The 16,948-nt window shown below is 55.7% G+C and carries 14 protein-coding genes; 7 read left to right on the top strand and 7 right to left on the bottom strand.

The features are described from left to right. The first annotated feature begins 3 nt into the window (after positions 1-3). From NQ559_RS02495 to mutY, 7 genes are all read left to right on the top strand, one after another. Positions 4-957, top strand: a complete 954-nt coding sequence (locus tag NQ559_RS02495; RefSeq protein WP_026318220.1) for a glycoside hydrolase family 18 — start codon at positions 4-6, stop codon at positions 955-957. Positions 958-966: 9 nt separating this feature from the next. Further along, positions 967-2,280, top strand: coding sequence for a DUF1735 and LamG domain-containing protein (locus NQ559_RS02490; RefSeq protein ID WP_018695061.1), 1,314 nt, complete (start codon positions 967-969; stop codon positions 2,278-2,280). Positions 2,281-2,295: 15 nt separating this feature from the next. Beyond that, the gene (locus NQ559_RS02485) at positions 2,296-3,906 is read left to right on the top strand and encodes a BT_3987 domain-containing protein (protein WP_018695062.1); all 1,611 of its coding nucleotides are present in this window, start codon (positions 2,296-2,298) and stop codon (positions 3,904-3,906) included. Positions 3,907-3,970: 64 nt separating this feature from the next. Further along, the gene (locus NQ559_RS02480; protein WP_169342428.1) at positions 3,971-5,014 is read left to right on the top strand and encodes a glycosyl hydrolase family 18 protein; all 1,044 of its coding nucleotides are present in this window, start codon (positions 3,971-3,973) and stop codon (positions 5,012-5,014) included. 777 nt (positions 5,015-5,791) lie between these two features. Beyond that, a complete protein-coding gene (locus NQ559_RS02475; protein WP_154653994.1) occupies positions 5,792-6,400 on the top strand; it encodes a hypothetical protein in 609 nt (202 codons plus the stop codon). Positions 6,401-6,498: 98 nt separating this feature from the next. Beyond that, positions 6,499-7,119, top strand: coding sequence for an RteC domain-containing protein (locus NQ559_RS02470; RefSeq protein ID WP_018695065.1), 621 nt, complete (start codon positions 6,499-6,501; stop codon positions 7,117-7,119). Positions 7,120-7,329: 210 nt separating this feature from the next. After that, positions 7,330-8,370: an A/G-specific adenine glycosylase gene (gene mutY, locus NQ559_RS02465; protein WP_018695066.1), complete on the top strand. Its 1,041-nt coding sequence runs from the start codon at positions 7,330-7,332 to the stop codon at positions 8,368-8,370. On the opposite strand, the gene NQ559_RS02460 is transcribed toward mutY, so the two are convergent. The 7 genes from NQ559_RS02460 to NQ559_RS02430 form a co-directional block, all read right to left on the bottom strand. Then, positions 8,346-9,365 (bottom strand): calcium/sodium antiporter, encoded by a 1,020-nt coding sequence (locus NQ559_RS02460; protein WP_018695067.1) that lies wholly within the window; start codon positions 9,363-9,365, stop codon positions 8,346-8,348. The genes mutY and NQ559_RS02460 overlap by 25 nt on opposite strands. Positions 9,366-9,369: 4 nt before the next feature. Next, positions 9,370-10,170, bottom strand: coding sequence for a zinc transporter ZupT (zupT, locus tag NQ559_RS02455; protein WP_018695068.1), 801 nt, complete (start codon positions 10,168-10,170; stop codon positions 9,370-9,372). Positions 10,171-10,458: 288 nt separating this feature from the next. Then, positions 10,459-11,325 carry an HAD-IIA family hydrolase gene (locus NQ559_RS02450; protein ID WP_018695069.1) on the bottom strand — a complete coding sequence of 289 codons (867 nt, stop codon included), beginning with the start codon at positions 11,323-11,325 and terminating at the stop codon, positions 10,459-10,461. Positions 11,326-11,329: 4 nt separating this feature from the next. Continuing rightward, positions 11,330-12,226, bottom strand: coding sequence for a glycerophosphodiester phosphodiesterase family protein (locus NQ559_RS02445; RefSeq protein WP_018695070.1), 897 nt, complete (start codon positions 12,224-12,226; stop codon positions 11,330-11,332). An 88-nt stretch (positions 12,227-12,314) separates the two neighbouring features. Beyond that, the gene (locus NQ559_RS02440; protein WP_051087674.1) at positions 12,315-13,490 is read right to left on the bottom strand and encodes a purple acid phosphatase family protein; all 1,176 of its coding nucleotides are present in this window, start codon (positions 13,488-13,490) and stop codon (positions 12,315-12,317) included. Between the two features lie 55 nt (positions 13,491-13,545). Then, positions 13,546-15,102 carry a calcineurin-like phosphoesterase C-terminal domain-containing protein gene (locus NQ559_RS02435; protein ID WP_018695072.1) on the bottom strand — a complete coding sequence of 519 codons (1,557 nt, stop codon included), beginning with the start codon at positions 15,100-15,102 and terminating at the stop codon, positions 13,546-13,548. Positions 15,103-15,176: 74 nt separating this feature from the next. After that, the gene (locus NQ559_RS02430; protein ID WP_026318222.1) at positions 15,177-16,946 is read right to left on the bottom strand and encodes a RagB/SusD family nutrient uptake outer membrane protein; all 1,770 of its coding nucleotides are present in this window, start codon (positions 16,944-16,946) and stop codon (positions 15,177-15,179) included. Positions 16,947-16,948 lie beyond the last annotated feature (2 nt).

The following is a 16,948-nucleotide window of genomic DNA, read 5'->3' as shown; positions in this document are numbered from 1 at the left end:
GTTATGAAAAGAATAAATAGATTATCACTCTGGGGAACGATGCTTCTCATGGGACTTTTCTTCGCTTCGTGCAACGACTGGACGGAGACGGAAAGCGTAACCCAGACAACGCAGCGTCCCGACGAGCAGGATCCCGAACTATGGGCGCAATACACAGCCGCACTTCGGGAGTACAAACAAAGCGAACATACGCTCGTTTTCGCCAGTTTCGCCAACGGCGCACCCGTCGCCACAAGCGAAAAGGACTGCCTGCGCAGCCTTCCCGACTCGCTGGACGTCGTGTCGCTGACCAATGCCGACAATTTTTCGGAATATGACCGGGAAGACCTCACCGTGCTCAAGGAAAAAGGGACGCGCGCCGTCTATTTTGTCGATTACGCTTCGCGCAGCGCCGAATTTACGGACTTGACCGCTTTGGGCGCCTATTTGGATAAGGTCGTCGCCCGCACCCGCGAACTGGATCTCGACGGACTCTCTTTTTCGGGGATTCCCGTTTTCGGATCCGATGCCGAACAGGCGGCGCAGAAGGCCGTGGCATCGCTCTTCATGGAGAAGTTCGCCGCCGTGGCCGGTCCCGGCAAGGAGCTGTTGCTGCTTTTCGAGGGCGATCCCCAGTTCCTCACCCCGGCAGACCGGAGCAAGGTCGACTATTTCGTACTCGATACAAAAGAGACGGACAACGCTACTGACTTAAAGTTACAAGTCCTTCGCGCTCTGAGTGCCGGCGCCGTTCCGTGCAATAAACTGTTACTCGGGGCCATGACTGAATACGAATTTACGGATGAGGATAAGGGTGCTGCGGATGCGATTTCTGCATTGACAATACGCATTCCCGAAATCGGACCGCAGCCATTGGCCGGTCTTTGTATCTATAGTGTCAATGCAGACTATTTCGGTGCCGAGTTTATCTATCCGCTTACCCGGCAAGCAATACAGACCTTGAACCCATCCAAATAACCGAAAGCTATGAAAAGGAACAATCCATATCTTTTAGCGGCGGCCCTGCTGGCTGTAGCTTTCACGGGCTGTAAAAACGACGAATACGATAATAAATCGCCTTTCGACAATGTGGTCTACCTCAATGTTTCGGAGAACAGCGACACACAGGTCACGACGTTCAAGAAGACGCTGCCCGATCTGCCGAAGACCTTTTCCGTCGTGCTGAGCTATCCCGCCTCGCAGGCGGTCAGCGTCGGCGTCGAAGTCGATCCGTCGCTGGTCGAAACCTACAATGCCCGGCACAATACGTCGTGGACGATGCTCGATGCGAAATATTATGAACTATCGGTGACCGAACTCACGATTCCGGCCGGCAAGACCATCTCGGATGCCGTGACCTTGAAACTGAAAAATCTCGACGGCTCGGGCGAGGTCGAGGAACTGCCCATCGACCAGACCTACCTGCTGCCCGTGACGATTGCCGATGTCGGCGGGGGTGTTGCGAAGCTGCACAGCTCCGCGACGGCCTACTATCTGGTGAAACGCTCCTCGGCCATCACCTCGGCGGCCTCGCTGCGCGACAACTGGATCAATTTCCCGACGCTCGACAAGGCTTCGGAGGGCAGTATGTTGTTCAACAACCTGATGGCCGTAACCTACGAGGCGATTATCCGTGTGGACGACTTTTCGAAGCATTCCGAGATTTCGACGATCATGGGTGTCGAAAACTACCTGCTGCTGCGCATCGGCGACGCTTCGTTCCCGCGCCAGCAGATCCAGTTCGACGGTTCGGGCGATGCAGCTCAGACCCCGGGCTTCGGGAAATTCCCCAAGAAGGACGAGACGAAACTGCTCAATCCCGGGGAGTGGTACCACATTGCTGCCACCTACAGTTATGCTACGCGTGAAGTCTGCATCTACGTCAACGGCAAGCTCCAGAGCCGGGGCACCGATCTCGGCAATTCGGCCTCGACACCGTTCAACCTTGCGGGGCGCGCCTTCTACGATCTCTACCTGCAAGACCCGGAAACGTATAAGGACTACAAGGACTGGAGTAATTTCCGCCAGTTCTTCCTCGGCAAGTCTTATGACGACTCGCGCCAGCTCAACGGCGATATTACCGAAGTGCGTGTCTGGTCGGTAGCCCGCAGCGAACAGGAAATTTGGGACAATATGTACGATGTCGATCCCAAAACTCCCGGCCTGATCGGCTACTGGAAATTTGACGAGGGCGAAGGTAACGTCATCAAGGACTGGACCGGCAATGGCAACGACGCTGTAGCTGAAAAAGACCTTGACTGGCCCAACGGCATTGAAGTTCCCCAAATCAATAAAGAGTAATCTAAAATGTCGATTATGAAAATGAAAAATATAATAAGCCAATTACTCCGGGGCGGACTGTTATGTGTAGCGATAACGGCTTTCGTTACGTCCTGTAGTACGGATGAAATCACCTACGCTACAGGGCAAAAACCCGATAAGGAAACACTGGAGACGGTTGCCGGTACGCTGCGCAGTTCGAAATCGCTGCGAGACCGAGTGCCCATTCATCTTACCGAAGGCAATGAAGATGCTGTTTCCGATAAGATCTATTACCGGCTCAATCAAGCGGCATCGCAAGCATTAACGCTGACAGCGACACCCAACCCGTCACTGGTAGCAGATTACAATGCCGACAACAAGGCCAATCTGCAACCGTTGCCTGTTGCCAATATCAAATTAGCTAACGGCGGTAAAATCACGATTCCGGCAGGAACACGAGTTTCGGAAAAACTCGATTTGACAATCGAATCCGACGGATTGACGCCGGGCATCTATCTGATGCCAGTCGTTGTCAATATCTCCGAAAACGAGCAGCATGTGCTTTATTACGGGGTAACTGTCCGGGAATTCGACGAGAACATCTATCAGGATGGCGATGACCTTCATAATATAGAACTGGATACCGAGTGGACAACCGTGTTTTATCTCAACACTGGCGAGGTGCAGGCGCATTATGCCGACTACGTAGCCTGGGAAAAACAGGACATGAATACTTTCGAATCGGTCTACAGGGCCTCTTTGGGGAATATCGTCAATTTGCGGATAGCTCAGGTCGGCTATGACCCGGACTCGAAGCGCGCGCTCTTTTCTCTGACCTCCGACTTGCGTTATACGGTAGAACATGCCGACAAATACATTCGCCAAATGCAGGATAAAGGTCGGAAGGTGTGCGTCTGCATCGAAGGCGGCGGCAGTGGTTTGGGGTTCTGCAATATGACCGATGCGCAGATCGCCGATTTCGCGGAACAGGTCAGAATCTTCATTACGACCTACCGGCTCGACGGCGTAAACCTCTGGGATCGCGGTTCCGGCTATGGCAAGGAGGGAATGCCTGCGGTTAATACCGCTTCGTACCCCAAGCTGATCCGGGCTCTGCGCGCAGCCCTGCCCGACAAGATGCTGACCGTGGTCGATTACGAAGAGCCTACCGAATCGTTTTACGACACGAACCTTACAGATGGCATTGCCGTCGGCGAACTGATCGACTATGCTTGGCACGGTTATGTTTCTGAAAATGAACCGATCAGATTCATTAATCCGTATAATCAATTCACCTCCTACGAACAAGTGTATTCCCGCAAACCATTTGCCGGATTGGAGGAATCTCGCTACGGAAATGTCAATGTGCCGTATTATTCGACCAGAAGTGACTTATACATAGACATGAATATGGATTTGTGGTCGATGAATCTCATATTGTGGAACTTAGAGCGACAGAGTGATATCATTGTCTTCGATGATTTGTCATTGCCAAAGGCCATGGATGCGGAAAGCGGTTGCATTGACGTCATAGGCAATATCTATATGTATCTTGCATATGACGAGAATTTTGAAGCGCCTTACGGCTATAACGTAATGATGCGTATTCCCGGAATATATCGGCAAGGAAGTAAAAACTATGATACATTCGCAAAAGATTGGTAAACAGAAAGAAACATATGCAGGGTTCGCACCCATAATCAAAATTTCAACCAAAACTATTACAACTATGAAAAAATCATTTATGTTTATGACGTCACTCTTCGCAGTGGCAACTCTGATTTCGTCCTGCACCAAGGACGTTGAACCGGAAGCGGATAACGCTGCGGCAACCATCGTAACACGTGCGGCCGGGGATACTCCGGCTCCTACGGCCTACATCGAAGTCAACGACACCAATCCGTTGAATGTTCTGATGTATCGCAATGCGGACAACACCCCGTTCTTCAAGATCACGAAGGTATTCGCGGCCAATATCAATGACAACGGCAGTGAACCCTGCCTTTACCTGAACGACAATGTAACCGAAGTACTGGTTCCGTCCGCCGGATCGACTACGACCGGCCATTACAAGTACGTGCAGCCGATCCGTCAGGACGGAGGCAAGGTACTGCTCTCCATCCTCGGCAACCACAAGGGTGTCGGAGTCGGCAACCTGACGGAAGCCAATCAGGAGAAGTTCGCAGAGATTCTGGCTTGGGCTGTCGAAGAGTACCAGCTCGATGGCATCGACTTCGACGACGAATGGTCCAAGTATGGCGAAAACTCCAATTTCCCCTCGTCAGTATCCGGGTCATTCAGCGGTCTGGTGTTAAAACTGCGCGAGAAACTCGATGCACGTTTCCCCAATGAGCACAAACTGATTACCGTATTCTACATCGGCTATGCATCGTCGTTGTCCTCGGCTGCTGTTGCCGCTTGTGACTACGGATGGTATGCTTATTTCGGTCCCAATGTTTATGTATCGCCATCTTCTCCGTGGACCAATGCTAAATGGTCTGCACAGGCGATTAACCTGAATCAGAGTTATAATGCAATTACTCTTAACCAGATCAAGAATCGGTCGGCACAATCGAAAACGGATGGTATGGGTGCGATCATGACCTACGACTTGCGTGTCCAAACTAATCGTGACCCTCTTGCAGCGATTCAGAAGATTGGCGAAGGCATCGGTCTTACAGTCAGCCGTGCCAGCTCTCCCGCAAGCGGTTATGCCAAGGATTGGTCTACGGGTGGCCCTGGTACAACGATTACGTATGCTGATGTGCAATAAGTTCAGAACGGTGCGTATTCTGTATATGTAGCAAATGTCTGCTATGGCGTTTGCAACCCGCACACCATTCTGGAACCGGTGTGCGGGCTTTTTGTGCCCATATGTGAATGCTATTAAGGCATTCGAACACCATTAAAACAGCCTTAAAACAAAATATACAAGGAAATAACCCCGTAAACTCTTTTCAGAATATACGGGGTTTCACAAAATTGATATCGCAAATAATGTATATGTAGCAAGTGCCTGCTATGGTCTTTTTCAATCACTTACAACTTATCTTTTATGTTTATCAATTTTGCGGCCAAAGAGAAATTATAGAATTCTATTGATTATACAAGAAGATTCCGGTAATTAATATAATATTTCTGCAAAGATAGCATAATTCTTCAAATTAAAATTGTGCTATCCGGAAAATAACGGGCGGGGCGATGCATTACGCAGAGTAGGTCGTGGAAAACCCGTAAGCAATAACACAAAGCCCACGCCCGTTAAGGTCGTTGCTTCTGAAAAAATACCTCGCCCATTGCGGGCGCGGGACTATGAATCTGCCGCTTACTGTAAATTTCCACGTTTACTCTGCAGCAAATGCTGCCCGTTTTCAACGGATAGCAGTACAAAGATACATATAAAAAATAAATTCCGAAGAAATCCCAGTATATTTTTTACAATAAACATCACTCAGTCACATAAATAAGATGAAAATAGGTCGTTTTGTTTGCCGCAGATAATTCCTCATGCAATAGTCAAGCCATCCAGCCGTCAAAAATACAAATACAGATGGATAGATTGTTACGCACATCCTTATATCGGGCTTTGTTAAAGTCGCTGACTCGGAAGGCCGTTTCGGAAAACAGATTACGAAACTACTTTCACGATTTCGCACAACAGACTACGACCATCTGCGACGATACGGATGCTCTATCGGCATTGAGGACTTTGAACTATACGCAGGTTCAATTCCGCTCCCTTCTTCGCCGGGTTTCCGAACGGGACACTCCGCCGCCGCATTATCTATCCCGGTTTATAAATCAAGCTATTGAGTTCATCCGGACGGAAACGGATTTGTTGTATTATCGCCTTGAACATCCGCAGTATTTTATCTCTGAGCCTGCACCTCAGTCGCCGCTCCATTGGTCTAAAAAATACCATGCTGTCGACCTGTCGGAGATTCTTTGCAGTTTCGATCTGATGAGTCCAAGACCTATTATCTTGTCCGACGGTCGCGAAGCTCCGTTTTATCTGGTTATTCAGCTTTTCGAACAATTTCTGAATGTCAAACTCGGAAATCCGGGCGACATCAAACGCCGTGTTCTCGAACGCAAAAAAGATCGCACGAAGTTTACAGAAGTAATATTCCATACCCTGAACGACGATGAGAATGAGTAAACTATTTTCGGCGATTTTTTATGACTACGTAGCTGTCTACGTATGTAAATCGGCATCGGAAAAACACCCATCTTTACCTCCGAAATCCAAATATTATTATGGCACAAACTACATCTGAACTCGAAGAAAGCCTGCTTATCAGGCTGCTCACGACCTCGCCCGACCGACGGCTGACAGATTCGGAACGCAAGGCGTTCGATGCTGCCCATGAAGATTACATCGACGCATTGCAGGCCTTGTCGCAGGATTTGCGGAAATCGCCGCTCGAAATTCTGCATCGACTGATTCGCGCCGACGCCCGGCTATGCCGACTGAAGAATTGCATCTGCGATAAGCACTCGCTGCAAGCCTCGCTGCTGAAATCCGCCATCCAACTGACGAATTTTGAGATCCGCCTGATTTTCACCCGGCTTCGCTATCCGTCCATCGCCGATCCGGTGTCGGCCGAAGTCCCCAAATCGCCGCTGTTCCTCTCCGAGCAATTCACGCCTACGGATATCATGGAACTTGCTACGGCTCTGCAACTCTCCGGAGCCATACGCCGCATCGACGGCACACGGATCGATCTGGCGACACTTGTCGATGTGCTTTCCGGAACTTTCAACGTCCGTATCAACAATCCGGAACAGTGTCGCCATGCCGTCGTCAACCGTAAGCTGCGCCTGACCCGTTTTCTGGATTTCCTGCGCAACAATCTGATTGCCTATAGCCAGCGATAGCTGGAATGCCCAATTAGAGAAAAGCAAATGAGACAATTCTTTTCATTTGCTTTTTTATCGGCTATTTCATATCTTTGCCATAGAGTCTTTGACAAGTCAAAATGGAATACAAAGGACACTGCCTTTAAAGTTGACAAATCATTACCTCGACTTTTACCTTATGCTGTCTGTCAGATAGTTAGATTTGATTGGAACTTTTGCATCCGAAAGATGGAGAACATTTCCGACATATTGCTATCCTGGTTCGCCCGCGAAGGCCGTGACCTGCCCTGGCGTCGCACGCGCGACCCTTACCGGATATGGCTTTCGGAGGTTATCCTGCAACAGACGCGCGTGGCGCAGGGATTGGAGTACTACCTGCGCTTTACGGAGCGGTTCCCCGACATCGCCGCACTGGCAGCCGCGCCCGAGGACGAGGTGCTCAAACTGTGGCAGGGGTTGGGCTATTACAGCCGTGCCCGCAACCTCCATGCTGCCGCGAGGCAGGTCGTGTCTCGGTTCGGCGGGGTGTTCCCTGCCACGTACGGGGAGGTGCGCGCGCTGCGCGGCGTGGGCGACTATACTGCGGCGGCCGTCTGCTCGATCGTTTACGACGCCCCGTGCGCGGTGGTCGACGGGAATGTATACCGGGTGCTGGCACGGCTTTTCGATATCGGGATGCCGATAGATACGACGGCAGGGAAGAGGGCGTTCGCCGAGTTGGCGCAGTCGCAGCTGGATACTTCCCGCCCGGGACTTTACAACCAGGCGATCATGGATTTCGGGGCTCTGCAATGTACCCCCGCGCAGCCCCGGTGCGGGGATTGCCCCCTGGCTGGACGGTGCCTCGCCCTGGCTGCGGGCACGGTGGGCGTGCGTCCCGTAAAACAGGGGCGCGGGAAGATGCGCGACCGTTGGTTCAACTACCTGCACGTGACCTGCGGCGGGCAGACGCTGCTGCACCGTCGCGGCGGAGGCGATATCTGGCAGGGGTTGTATGAATTTCCGCTTATCGAAACGGACAAGGCTGCGGATTTCGCGGAGCTGGCTGCAACGGCGGCGTTCCGCGAATTGCTCGGCAACGGCAGGTGGCACCTGCGGCGCAGTGTCACGATGCCCGGGCACCAGCTTTCGCACCAGCTTTTGCATGCGGTTTTCCACCGCATCGAATGCGACGCCATGCCTGCTTTCCCGTCCGTGGAAACCGCCGCGCTGGGCGGCTATGCCCTGCCGCGGCTGGTCGACCGTTACCTGACCAAATACCAGATGTAAGCGATGTAAATCGCCAGGAAGATAGCGCCTTCCCACCGGTCGAGCTTTTTGCTGCGGAACGTGAAGGCTGCCATGAACAGCAGCAGCGAACTCAGCACGACCACGAGGATGTCCGTCAGCGTGATCCCGCCCATCGTCAGGGGGTGGATCGTGGCGCTGATGCCCAGGATCAGCAGGATATTGGCGATGTTCGATCCGATGACATTCCCGAGCGCCATTTCGGCCTTGCCTTTGAGCAGCGATACCACCGACGAAGCCAGTTCCGGCAGCGACGTGCCGCCCGCCACGAGCGTGATGGCGATGACCGATTCGCTGATTCCGAGCGTGCGGGCGATCGCCGTAGCGCTTTTCAGGAACATCTCGCCGCCGAAGATCAGTCCCGCGAGCCCTCCTGCGATCATCACCCCCGCCAGCCACAACGCCATCGGTTTCTTAGTCCCTTCGGCTTGCTTTACCCCGTTTTTTACGATGGCTCCGGCTTCAGATGCCGGGATTATCGTCCCGCCCGCTGCACCGGGCATGCCGCGCTGGCGTTTGGTTGTGCGGATCATGTACCACATCAGCCCGATGTAGAGCGCGAGCATGACGATGCCGTCCGGGCGGCCGATTCTGTCCGTTGCCCCGGCGCATACCAGGCGGTCGGAAGTGACCGTCAGCAGCACGAGCGACGCGGCCATGCCGAACGGGATGTCGCGCCGGATGTTCTCCTTCGTAAGCACGAGCGGCCGGATCAGCGCGCAGATTCCCAGGATTACGAAGACGTTGAAGATGTTCGAGCCGACGACGTTGCCGATCGCCACGTCGCTGTTGCCCGCCGCAGCCGAGAGCACCGAGACCACCAGTTCGGGCATCGAGGTGCCGACGGCGACGATCGTCAGGCCGATGATGAATTCCGGGACGCGGAAACGCTGGGCTACCGCCGCAGAGCCGTCCGTCAGGAAATTTGCGCCGCCGAGGATCAGCCCCAGGCCGACGAGTAGTAACAGGATGTCCATTGTTTTATCCGAGCATTATGAGACTTACGGCCATCAGTGCCATGCCGGCCACTACGCCGTAGATCGAGATGTGCGCTTCGCCGTATTCACGGGCCGCTGGCAGCAGTTCGTCGATCGAAATGAATACCATGATTCCCGCCACGCCCGCGAGGATGCAGCCCATCAGTGTCGGCGTCATGAATGGCATCAGCACAAGGTAGGCCAGCACCGCCCCGACAGGTTCCGCGAGCCCCGACAACAACGAGAGTTTGAAGGCTTTTTTGCGGTCGCCCGTGGCGTAGTAAACCGGGATCGAGACGGCAATGCCTTCGGGGATGTTATGGATGGCGATCGCCGCGGCGATGGCAACGCCCAGGGCCATGTTGTCCACGGCCGAGGTAAACGTGGCGATACCTTCCGGAAAATTGTGTATGCCGATTGCCAGTGCGGTCATTACGCCCATGCGCATGAGCTTCGGGTTGCGGGGCTGCTTGTCCATCTCCTCGACCATGTGTGCCTCGTGGGGGTTTTCGAACGAGGGGACGAGCCGGTCGATGATGCCGATGAGCAGTATCCCGGCGAAGAAGCTGGCGACGGTGACGATGATCCCCGTCTGTGCGCCCCATTCGTCCGAGAGGGTGGCGTGCGCCTGCTGGAACAGCTCGACGAACGATACGTAGATCATCACGCCGCCCGACAGGCCCAGCGAGAACGACAGCAGCCGCTTGTTGGTGCGGCGGGCAAAGAAAGCGATGGCGCTGCCGATGCCGGTGGCCAGTCCGGCGCCCAGCGTCAGCAGCAGGGGTATGAGGATATTGTGTTCCATAGGGTTTACCGTTCGTTTATCTGGCTCTATCGCCGCGATGATGGTGCAAACGGGCGGCAAGGGAGCAAGCTCCCAATTGCCCGGGTGCAACTTATCTTCTGCAAAGATAGTGCTTTTCCGGTGAACACCGTAAAAAACCGGGCCCTTGCGAGCCCGGTTTTTCTGATAGGAGTATAACCTCCGCCTATTCGGAGTGCTGTTTCCGACAGGCATTTGTGCGCCCAAGCGCTGATATGCCGGTGCGGCGGTGCGGTGCTGCCGGTCAGCCGGACGGCATGCTGCGTCCGGTTATTTGCTGTGCGCTTCGCGGATCAGCGCGCCCAGCACTTCGATGCTGTCGGCCGTGATGTGCGGCTGCGGGTCGGCCTTGTCCGCCACGTCGAGCGTCGTTTCGCCCGAGAGCACCAGCACGCCCATGGCCTTGGCATTGTGCGCCATCGCCACGTCGGTGTAGATGCGGTCGCCGACCATCGCGATCTGGTCGGGTTGCAGGCCGTGGCGCGAGAGTATGCCCGAGAGCATGTTGGGATCGGGTTTGCCGAGCGTGATGTCGGGCCGCCGTCCCGTGGCATGTTCGATGCAAGCACAAATGGAACCGCAGTCGACCAGTACCGTCGGCTGGTCGGTGGGGCATACCCGGTCGGGGTTGGTGGCGATGTAGGGTACACCCTGCGACACCCACCATGCGGCGCGGCACAGGCGGTCATACTGCAGCGTCATGTCGAACGCCGCGACCACCACGTCCGGCACGTCGTCCGCCGAATCTGCGGCCGATTCGAAACCTGCGGCCTCGAATTCCGAGATCATGCTCGGCGTGCCGAGCAGGAAAAGCCGTTTGGCCGCAGGGTAATGCTCCCTGATGTAGTCGATCGTCGCCAGTGCGGTGGTGTACATCTCGTCGCGTGTCGCCCGTATGCCCAGCACGTCGAGTTTGTGCAGGTAGTCGGCGATCGACTTCGACGGGTTGTTGGTCAGGAACGAATAGCCGATGCCCATCTCCTTGAGCCCCGCGAGGAACGGCTTGGTGTAGGGAAAGAGCGACATGCCCATGTAGATCGTGCCGTCCATGTCGAGCGCCACGTGCCGGATGCGGCGCAGGTGTTCCATCAGTTCGTCGTGCGTGTAGACCGAGCGGTATTTTTCGAATGCAGCCATTTGTTTACTTGCGGTTGAGATTGAGGTTCTGGAATAAGTAGGGGTAGTCGGTTTCGATGACGTCGCAACCCGTCGGGATTTCGAGTTCATAGCCCTGTATCTTCTGCGCGTCGGTGGCCCTGCGGTCGTGCGTCGGGGCGAGCGAGATCATGCACATCACGCCGTTGCGGTGCAGGTTGTCGTAAAGCTCCTGCTGGTCGGGCAGCATCATCGTGCCGACGTAGGCCATCACCTGCGACCAGGGAATCCGCTCCCCGACGTATTCGTTGAATTCCTTCATGTTCTTGCACCAGCACGAGAACATCGCCTGCGGGTCGCGGTCGAGGTACGTGCGCGCCTGTTTGGCGTTGCGCACGGTATACATCACGTTGGCCGGTGCCAGGCGGTTGATGAATTGCGACATCACTTCGAGCGGGACGTCCTTGATGTCGAGGTTGAGGATCGTCTTGCCCTGGCTCCATGCGATGCACTCCTCGAGGGTGGGGATCTTGTAGGTCGTGACGTTGCCTTCGCGATCCTTGAGGAAGAACTGCTGCAACTCCGCGTAGGTGTAGTCCGAAACCTTGCCCGTGCCGGTCGTGGTACGGTCGATCGTGGCGTCGTGCATCAGCACGATCACGCTGTCTTTGGTCATGCGCGGGTCGATCTCGAAGAACGAGGGCATCATCGTGAGCGTCTTCTCGAACGACTCGATGCAGTTTTCGGGGAATCCCGTCACCATGCCGCCGCGGTGGCCGCTGATGACGACCGGCCGCTCGGGCGAATAGCGGAACCACTCGTGCAGCTGTGTGCGGTCTTTGATGTCGATGTAGTAGGGCCCTTCGGCCTTTTGCCCGCCCGGGGCGCATCCGAGCAGCAGGGCGGCGGTGGCGAAGGCGGTCAGTAGTCTGGATGTTTTCATATTGCGTTTTGTTGGTTCTCTGCGGTTTGTTCCAAGAGCAAAGGCGCCCGGAAGCGCCTTTGTCCCTGTTCTGTTTCCTTTCAGGCGGTTACTTGTCGATCCGGTGGCGTTTGATGACCTCGCCGCCCGTGTTCACGACGTCGATGTCGATTCCCCTGCGGTCGGCCTTCACCACGAGCTTGTCCCGGTTCGAATTTACGAGGATCGGGAAGTTCGTGCCCCGGCTCCCGTCGTCGATCCACTGGTAGCGGTGGTAGTGCCCGCATAGCATGATGTCGACCGAAGCTTCGTTGAGGATCGGTACGAGCAGCCTGCGGAGTTCCTGTTCGCCGTGCCAGCTGCTTTTCCCGCCCGGGATCATGTGCAGCACGACGATGTGCAGGGGTGCCGAGCGGTATTCCTCGCTTTCGACCACGCCCTTCAGCCAGCGGGCTTCCTGTTCGCGGTAGGCGTCGGTAGTCGACAACCCGTAGTAGCGGATGTCGCTGTCGGGCTTGTCCTCGCCGCAGTCCAGCACGACGAAATAGGCCGGGCCCTGCCGGAACGTGTAGTATACCTCGCCCGTGGAGGTCGGGAAGTAGTCGAGGAATCTCGGGGAGAAGGAGCCGCGGTTCTCGTGGTTGCCGCGCGTTGCGAAGATCGGGATTCCCGCGGGTGTCAGCAATTCGGCCGCCGAATTGAGATAACCCTCGAAAAGCTGTTTCTCGGACTCCATCGAACTGAGCATGTCGCCGTTGAAGCAGACGAAATCGGGTTTGGCCTTCCCGACGCCTTCCAGCAGCAACCGGAAGATCGAATCCTGGGCGTGAATGTCGTTCACGACCCAGAATTCTGTTTTTTCTTTCCGCCCGTCGAGCGTAGTGGCCGTATAGGGCTTGTGTTTGAGGATGTCGCTCCCGTAACCTTCGCCCAGGACTACCCGCTTGTTGCCTTGGTCGCAGAGCACGCCCTGCTGCATGATGCGGTAACGGTAGGTCGTCCCCGGAGCCAGCCCCTCCACGCGTACGCGGTGCAGGCGTCCTATGCGGCGTTTGCCGATGTGCGAATCGTAATATTTCGGCCGCTCGGCGGCATAGAAATGCGATCCGTCGTCAGGGGCTACTTCGACCCACGACGCGGCGTCCATGGTCGTCGTCCATACCACGGTGAAGCCGTCGTCGGTGACCTGTTGCAGGTAGGGCCCGTGGGCAATGCGTACCGAGGGCTGTGCGCAGGCAATGCCCCAGACCGACAGGGCGACGAGTATCGAGATCAGTCGTTTCATTTCGTTTCTGCTTTTGAATCGCAATTCACAAAGTTACGAATTTTTCCGTAATAATCTACTCGCCGACCGGGAAATCCTCGGCAAGGCCCGTAGTGAATTTCGACTGGCTGTAAGTCTGGCCGAATTTATCCGTGGCGCGGACTTCGACCGAAGCCGTGGACGATTGGAGCGTGTAGTAGTACAGGTGGCTCGTGTTGGTGCGGTCGTAGTTGCCCGGGGCGCGTCCCTGTACGCCGCAGTGGTAGCCTGATGCCCATGCGTCGCGTTTGGTCGCATTGCTCTCGTAGGGCTTCATTTCCCCGGTCTTGGTGCCGTTTTCATAGACTTCGATCTTCCAGTCCTTGTCGGCGTTCCAGATGTTGGCCACGATCTGGTCGTCACCCTTGTAATAGAACTGGTACGAAGGCGTATACCCTTCCATGAAGATGTCGCTGCCGCGGTAGAGGCGTATCTGGAAATCGGGGTCGAAGCCCGTGGCCTTATAAACCCAGTTGTCGATCGTCGCGCCCTTGACCTTGTAGATCGCATAGCCGTTGGGCGTTCCGTCGGTATTGATCGTCGAATGCCACCATGCGCCGCAGGCTGCGCCGTGCACGTGTTCGTAGTGGCTGTCGTAGGTGTTGTTCTCGGCATAGTGCGTGTGTCCCGACATGATATGCACCTCGGCGAACGGCTTGAGCAGTTCGAGTACCGCCTGTACGTTCTGGTTGTTGCTGGCGCGCATGGGGATGTGTACGCAGAAGATCACCATTTTGTCTTTCGAAACATAACTCAGATCCTGGCGGAGCCACTCGACCTGGTCGTCGCGGAATCCGAGCGAATAATCCTTGTGGCTCGGGAAAATGATATTGTCCATGGCGACGATGTGCACGTTGCCGCGGTCGAACGAATAATTTACGGGGCCGAAGATGTATTCGAAATTCCGCTGTGCGGCGATGTCGTGTGCCACGGTATAGTCGTTCTTGCTGACGGCGATCACCTTGTTGTCGTGGTTGCCCATCAGCTGGAAGAGCGGCAGCCCGACCTTGTCCATCTGCATGGCCTTTTTCATCAGCGGGAATACGTCGTTCGTGTAGTCCGTATTCTCGGTGTTCCAGCCTATGTCGCCCAACGTGATGCCGTAACACGGCAGCGTCGAAGCTGCGACCTGCGCGGCGATGTCGGGTACCGTTTCGTTGTTGAAACGTGCGATGTTGGTCGTGTTCTGGCACTGGGGGTCGGCCACGCAGAAGAGGTTGAACTCGTTCTCGGCACCTCCGGCCAGCGGGGTCAGCGTGAAGTCGTAGCGCTTGCGTCCTTCGGTCAGTTTCTGCCAGAAGCAGGGCAGCCCTTCGGACATGGGGACTTCGTATGCCGCGGGGATCGAAAGGTACACCTGATAGGAGAATTCCCCGGCCGTAAGCTGGTAGACGCCGTTCTCGTCGGTGGCTGTGCAGGTATATCCGTCGCTTACGACGATTCCCTGCAGTCTGTTCCCCTGGTTGTCGGTCACCACTCCGTAGATGTCGGTCAGCGGATCTATGGGGGTCTTTACCGGGCGGTCGTCGTCATTCGAGCACCCGGTAAAGATCAGGGCGGTGAGTGCGGCGATGATAAATATGTATCGTTTCATTGTATGCTGAATTAAGGTTTATATCGGGATGCGCGCCCCGGGAAAATCCCGCCCGGGGCGCGTTTCCTCCTTGTTTATCTCCAGTAGTAGTTTTGTCCCAGGTCGGGGTTGATGTTCAGCGCCGTCTTGGGGATGGGGCGCAGGTAGCGCTTCTCCTCGAAGTTGCGGCCCACGGTATAGAGCAGACGTCCGGTCGTGCCGTTCTCCAGCGAATATTTGCTGTCGTCGAGTACGATGTACGTTACGCCGGGTTCGTTGCCGGCTTCGCCCGAAATCACGCAGACGTCGTTGATGCCGTCACCGTTGAGGTCGTAGGAGGTATCCATGGCCGGGATGTAGATGCCGTACCACTGCTTGTTCAGCAGCTCGCCCGCATGCCAGCGCATCAGGTCATTGTAACGGAACCCTTCCAGCAGCAACTCGATGGCGCGCTCGCGGCGGATCTCCAGCAGGTCGCTGTCGCTCAGCCCGTAGTACTGTTGCAGATAGGGGTCTGCCGACGTCGGGCGCTTACCGTCGACGCCTGCGCGCTCACGCAGCGGTTTGATGGTCTTGTTCCAGATGTCGTCGCTGAATTCGCCCAGCTCGGCCTTTGCCTCGGCGTAGTTGAGCAGTACCTCGGCGTAACGCATGATGGGCAGCGAGTTGTAAGAAACCGATGCCGACTCGTATGCCTTGTCGTCGATGTTGAACTTGATGACCTGGTAGCCGGTCAGCGTCACCGTGAAATCGGGGGGTGTCGCGGTCGAAACGCCGCCCACCAGCTTCGTGTAGCCCGGCGTGATGATGCTCTGCGAGAGACGGTAGTCGCGGTTTTCGACTTCGGTCGTGAACTCCTCGCCGGTCGCCGTGTGGCGCGAACCGTCCAGGTTGAGGTAGGTCTTCACGAAATCCTGGTCGAGCGACCAGCGCTGTCCGTAGCTGCCCGACGTGTAACGCCACGTCAGGTCGTGGAACGTGGTCATGCCGACGCTCATCTGGCGTGCCCAGATCACCTCGGTCGTGTTGACGGCCTCCTGCGTGAAGAGTTCCCGGTACTGGGTCTTGACGTTGGCGGGGTTGTTCACGATGCTGTATACGCCGGCCGCCATCAATTCCTCACATGCCTCGGCGCATTCGCGCAGGAATTTCTCCGAAGCCTGCTTGTCTTCCCACGCCTTGCCCGTCGACGGGTCAACCGAATGGTATTTGCGGTAGGTGCCTTCGAACAGGCAGACGCGGGCCTTGTAGGCCAGGGCGATGTACCGGTTGATGCGGGCGCAGTTGATCCATTCCGACGACGTGTAGCAATGTTTGCAGGCGAAGTCCAGGTCTTCGAGCACGCGCTCCATGACGTATTCGCGGCTGTCGCGCGGTTTGTAGAGTGCCACCATGTCCTCGGGGTCGATCGGCTCGTCGTACCAGGGTACGGCGCCGAAGGTCTTGACCTTCTCGAAGTATTGCCAGGCGCGCCAGAAACGGGCTGTGCCTTCGTAGTGGTTGTAGGTAGCTTCGGAGAGCCCCTTCGCCTCGCGCATGTGCACCAGGAAATAGTTGATGTTGTAGATCGGCGTCCAGTTGCTGATCGACCAGCCGCTCTGCAGGTCGGGTGTCCACGAGGCGTTGGTCAGGAACGTGAACGACTTTTCGGTGGCCATGATGTCCGAGTACCCGTCGCCGTAGCCCAGGTCTGCTGCGCTGGGGGTGTATTTCTGGATGAACCCGTTGGTATAGGTCAGCAGGGAGCCTTCGTCCGTGAAATAATCCCCGGATCCGACCTTGGCGTCGGGATCCCTGTTAAGGAAATCCTCGCAGGACGTGAGCAGGAAACAGGCCGAAAGCAAAATATATGTTATCTTTTTCATTG

Source organism: Alistipes onderdonkii, from assembly GCF_025145285.1.
Lineage (GTDB): Bacteria > Bacteroidota > Bacteroidia > Bacteroidales > Rikenellaceae > Alistipes > Alistipes onderdonkii.
Note: the sequence above shows the minus strand (reverse complement) of the source record. Positions and strands in the feature narration are given on the sequence as shown.

What these genes read in the sequence shown, in the direction of transcription:
- NQ559_RS02495 (WP_026318220.1), top strand. Translation starts at nt 4, where the DNA reads ATGAAAAGAATAAATAGATTATCACTCTGGGGAACGATGCTTCTCATG.
- NQ559_RS02490 (WP_018695061.1), top strand. Translation starts at nt 967, where the DNA reads ATGAAAAGGAACAATCCATATCTTTTAGCGGCGGCCCTGCTGGCTGTA.
- NQ559_RS02485 (WP_018695062.1), top strand. Translation starts at nt 2,296, where the DNA reads ATGAAAATGAAAAATATAATAAGCCAATTACTCCGGGGCGGACTGTTA.
- NQ559_RS02480 (WP_169342428.1), top strand. Translation starts at nt 3,971, where the DNA reads ATGAAAAAATCATTTATGTTTATGACGTCACTCTTCGCAGTGGCAACT.
- NQ559_RS02475 (WP_154653994.1), top strand. Translation starts at nt 5,792, where the DNA reads ATGGATAGATTGTTACGCACATCCTTATATCGGGCTTTGTTAAAGTCG.
- NQ559_RS02470 (WP_018695065.1), top strand. Translation starts at nt 6,499, where the DNA reads ATGGCACAAACTACATCTGAACTCGAAGAAAGCCTGCTTATCAGGCTG.
- mutY (WP_018695066.1), top strand. Translation starts at nt 7,330, where the DNA reads ATGGAGAACATTTCCGACATATTGCTATCCTGGTTCGCCCGCGAAGGC.
- NQ559_RS02460 (WP_018695067.1), bottom strand. Translation starts at nt 9,365, where the DNA reads ATGGACATCCTGTTACTACTCGTCGGCCTGGGGCTGATCCTCGGCGGC.
- zupT (WP_018695068.1), bottom strand. Translation starts at nt 10,170, where the DNA reads ATGGAACACAATATCCTCATACCCCTGCTGCTGACGCTGGGCGCCGGA.
- NQ559_RS02450 (WP_018695069.1), bottom strand. Translation starts at nt 11,325, where the DNA reads ATGGCTGCATTCGAAAAATACCGCTCGGTCTACACGCACGACGAACTG.
- NQ559_RS02445 (WP_018695070.1), bottom strand. Translation starts at nt 12,226, where the DNA reads ATGAAAACATCCAGACTACTGACCGCCTTCGCCACCGCCGCCCTGCTG.
- NQ559_RS02440 (WP_051087674.1), bottom strand. Translation starts at nt 13,490, where the DNA reads ATGAAACGACTGATCTCGATACTCGTCGCCCTGTCGGTCTGGGGCATT.
- NQ559_RS02435 (WP_018695072.1), bottom strand. Translation starts at nt 15,102, where the DNA reads ATGAAACGATACATATTTATCATCGCCGCACTCACCGCCCTGATCTTT.
- NQ559_RS02430 (WP_026318222.1), bottom strand. Translation starts at nt 16,946, where the DNA reads ATGAAAAAGATAACATATATTTTGCTTTCGGCCTGTTTCCTGCTCACG.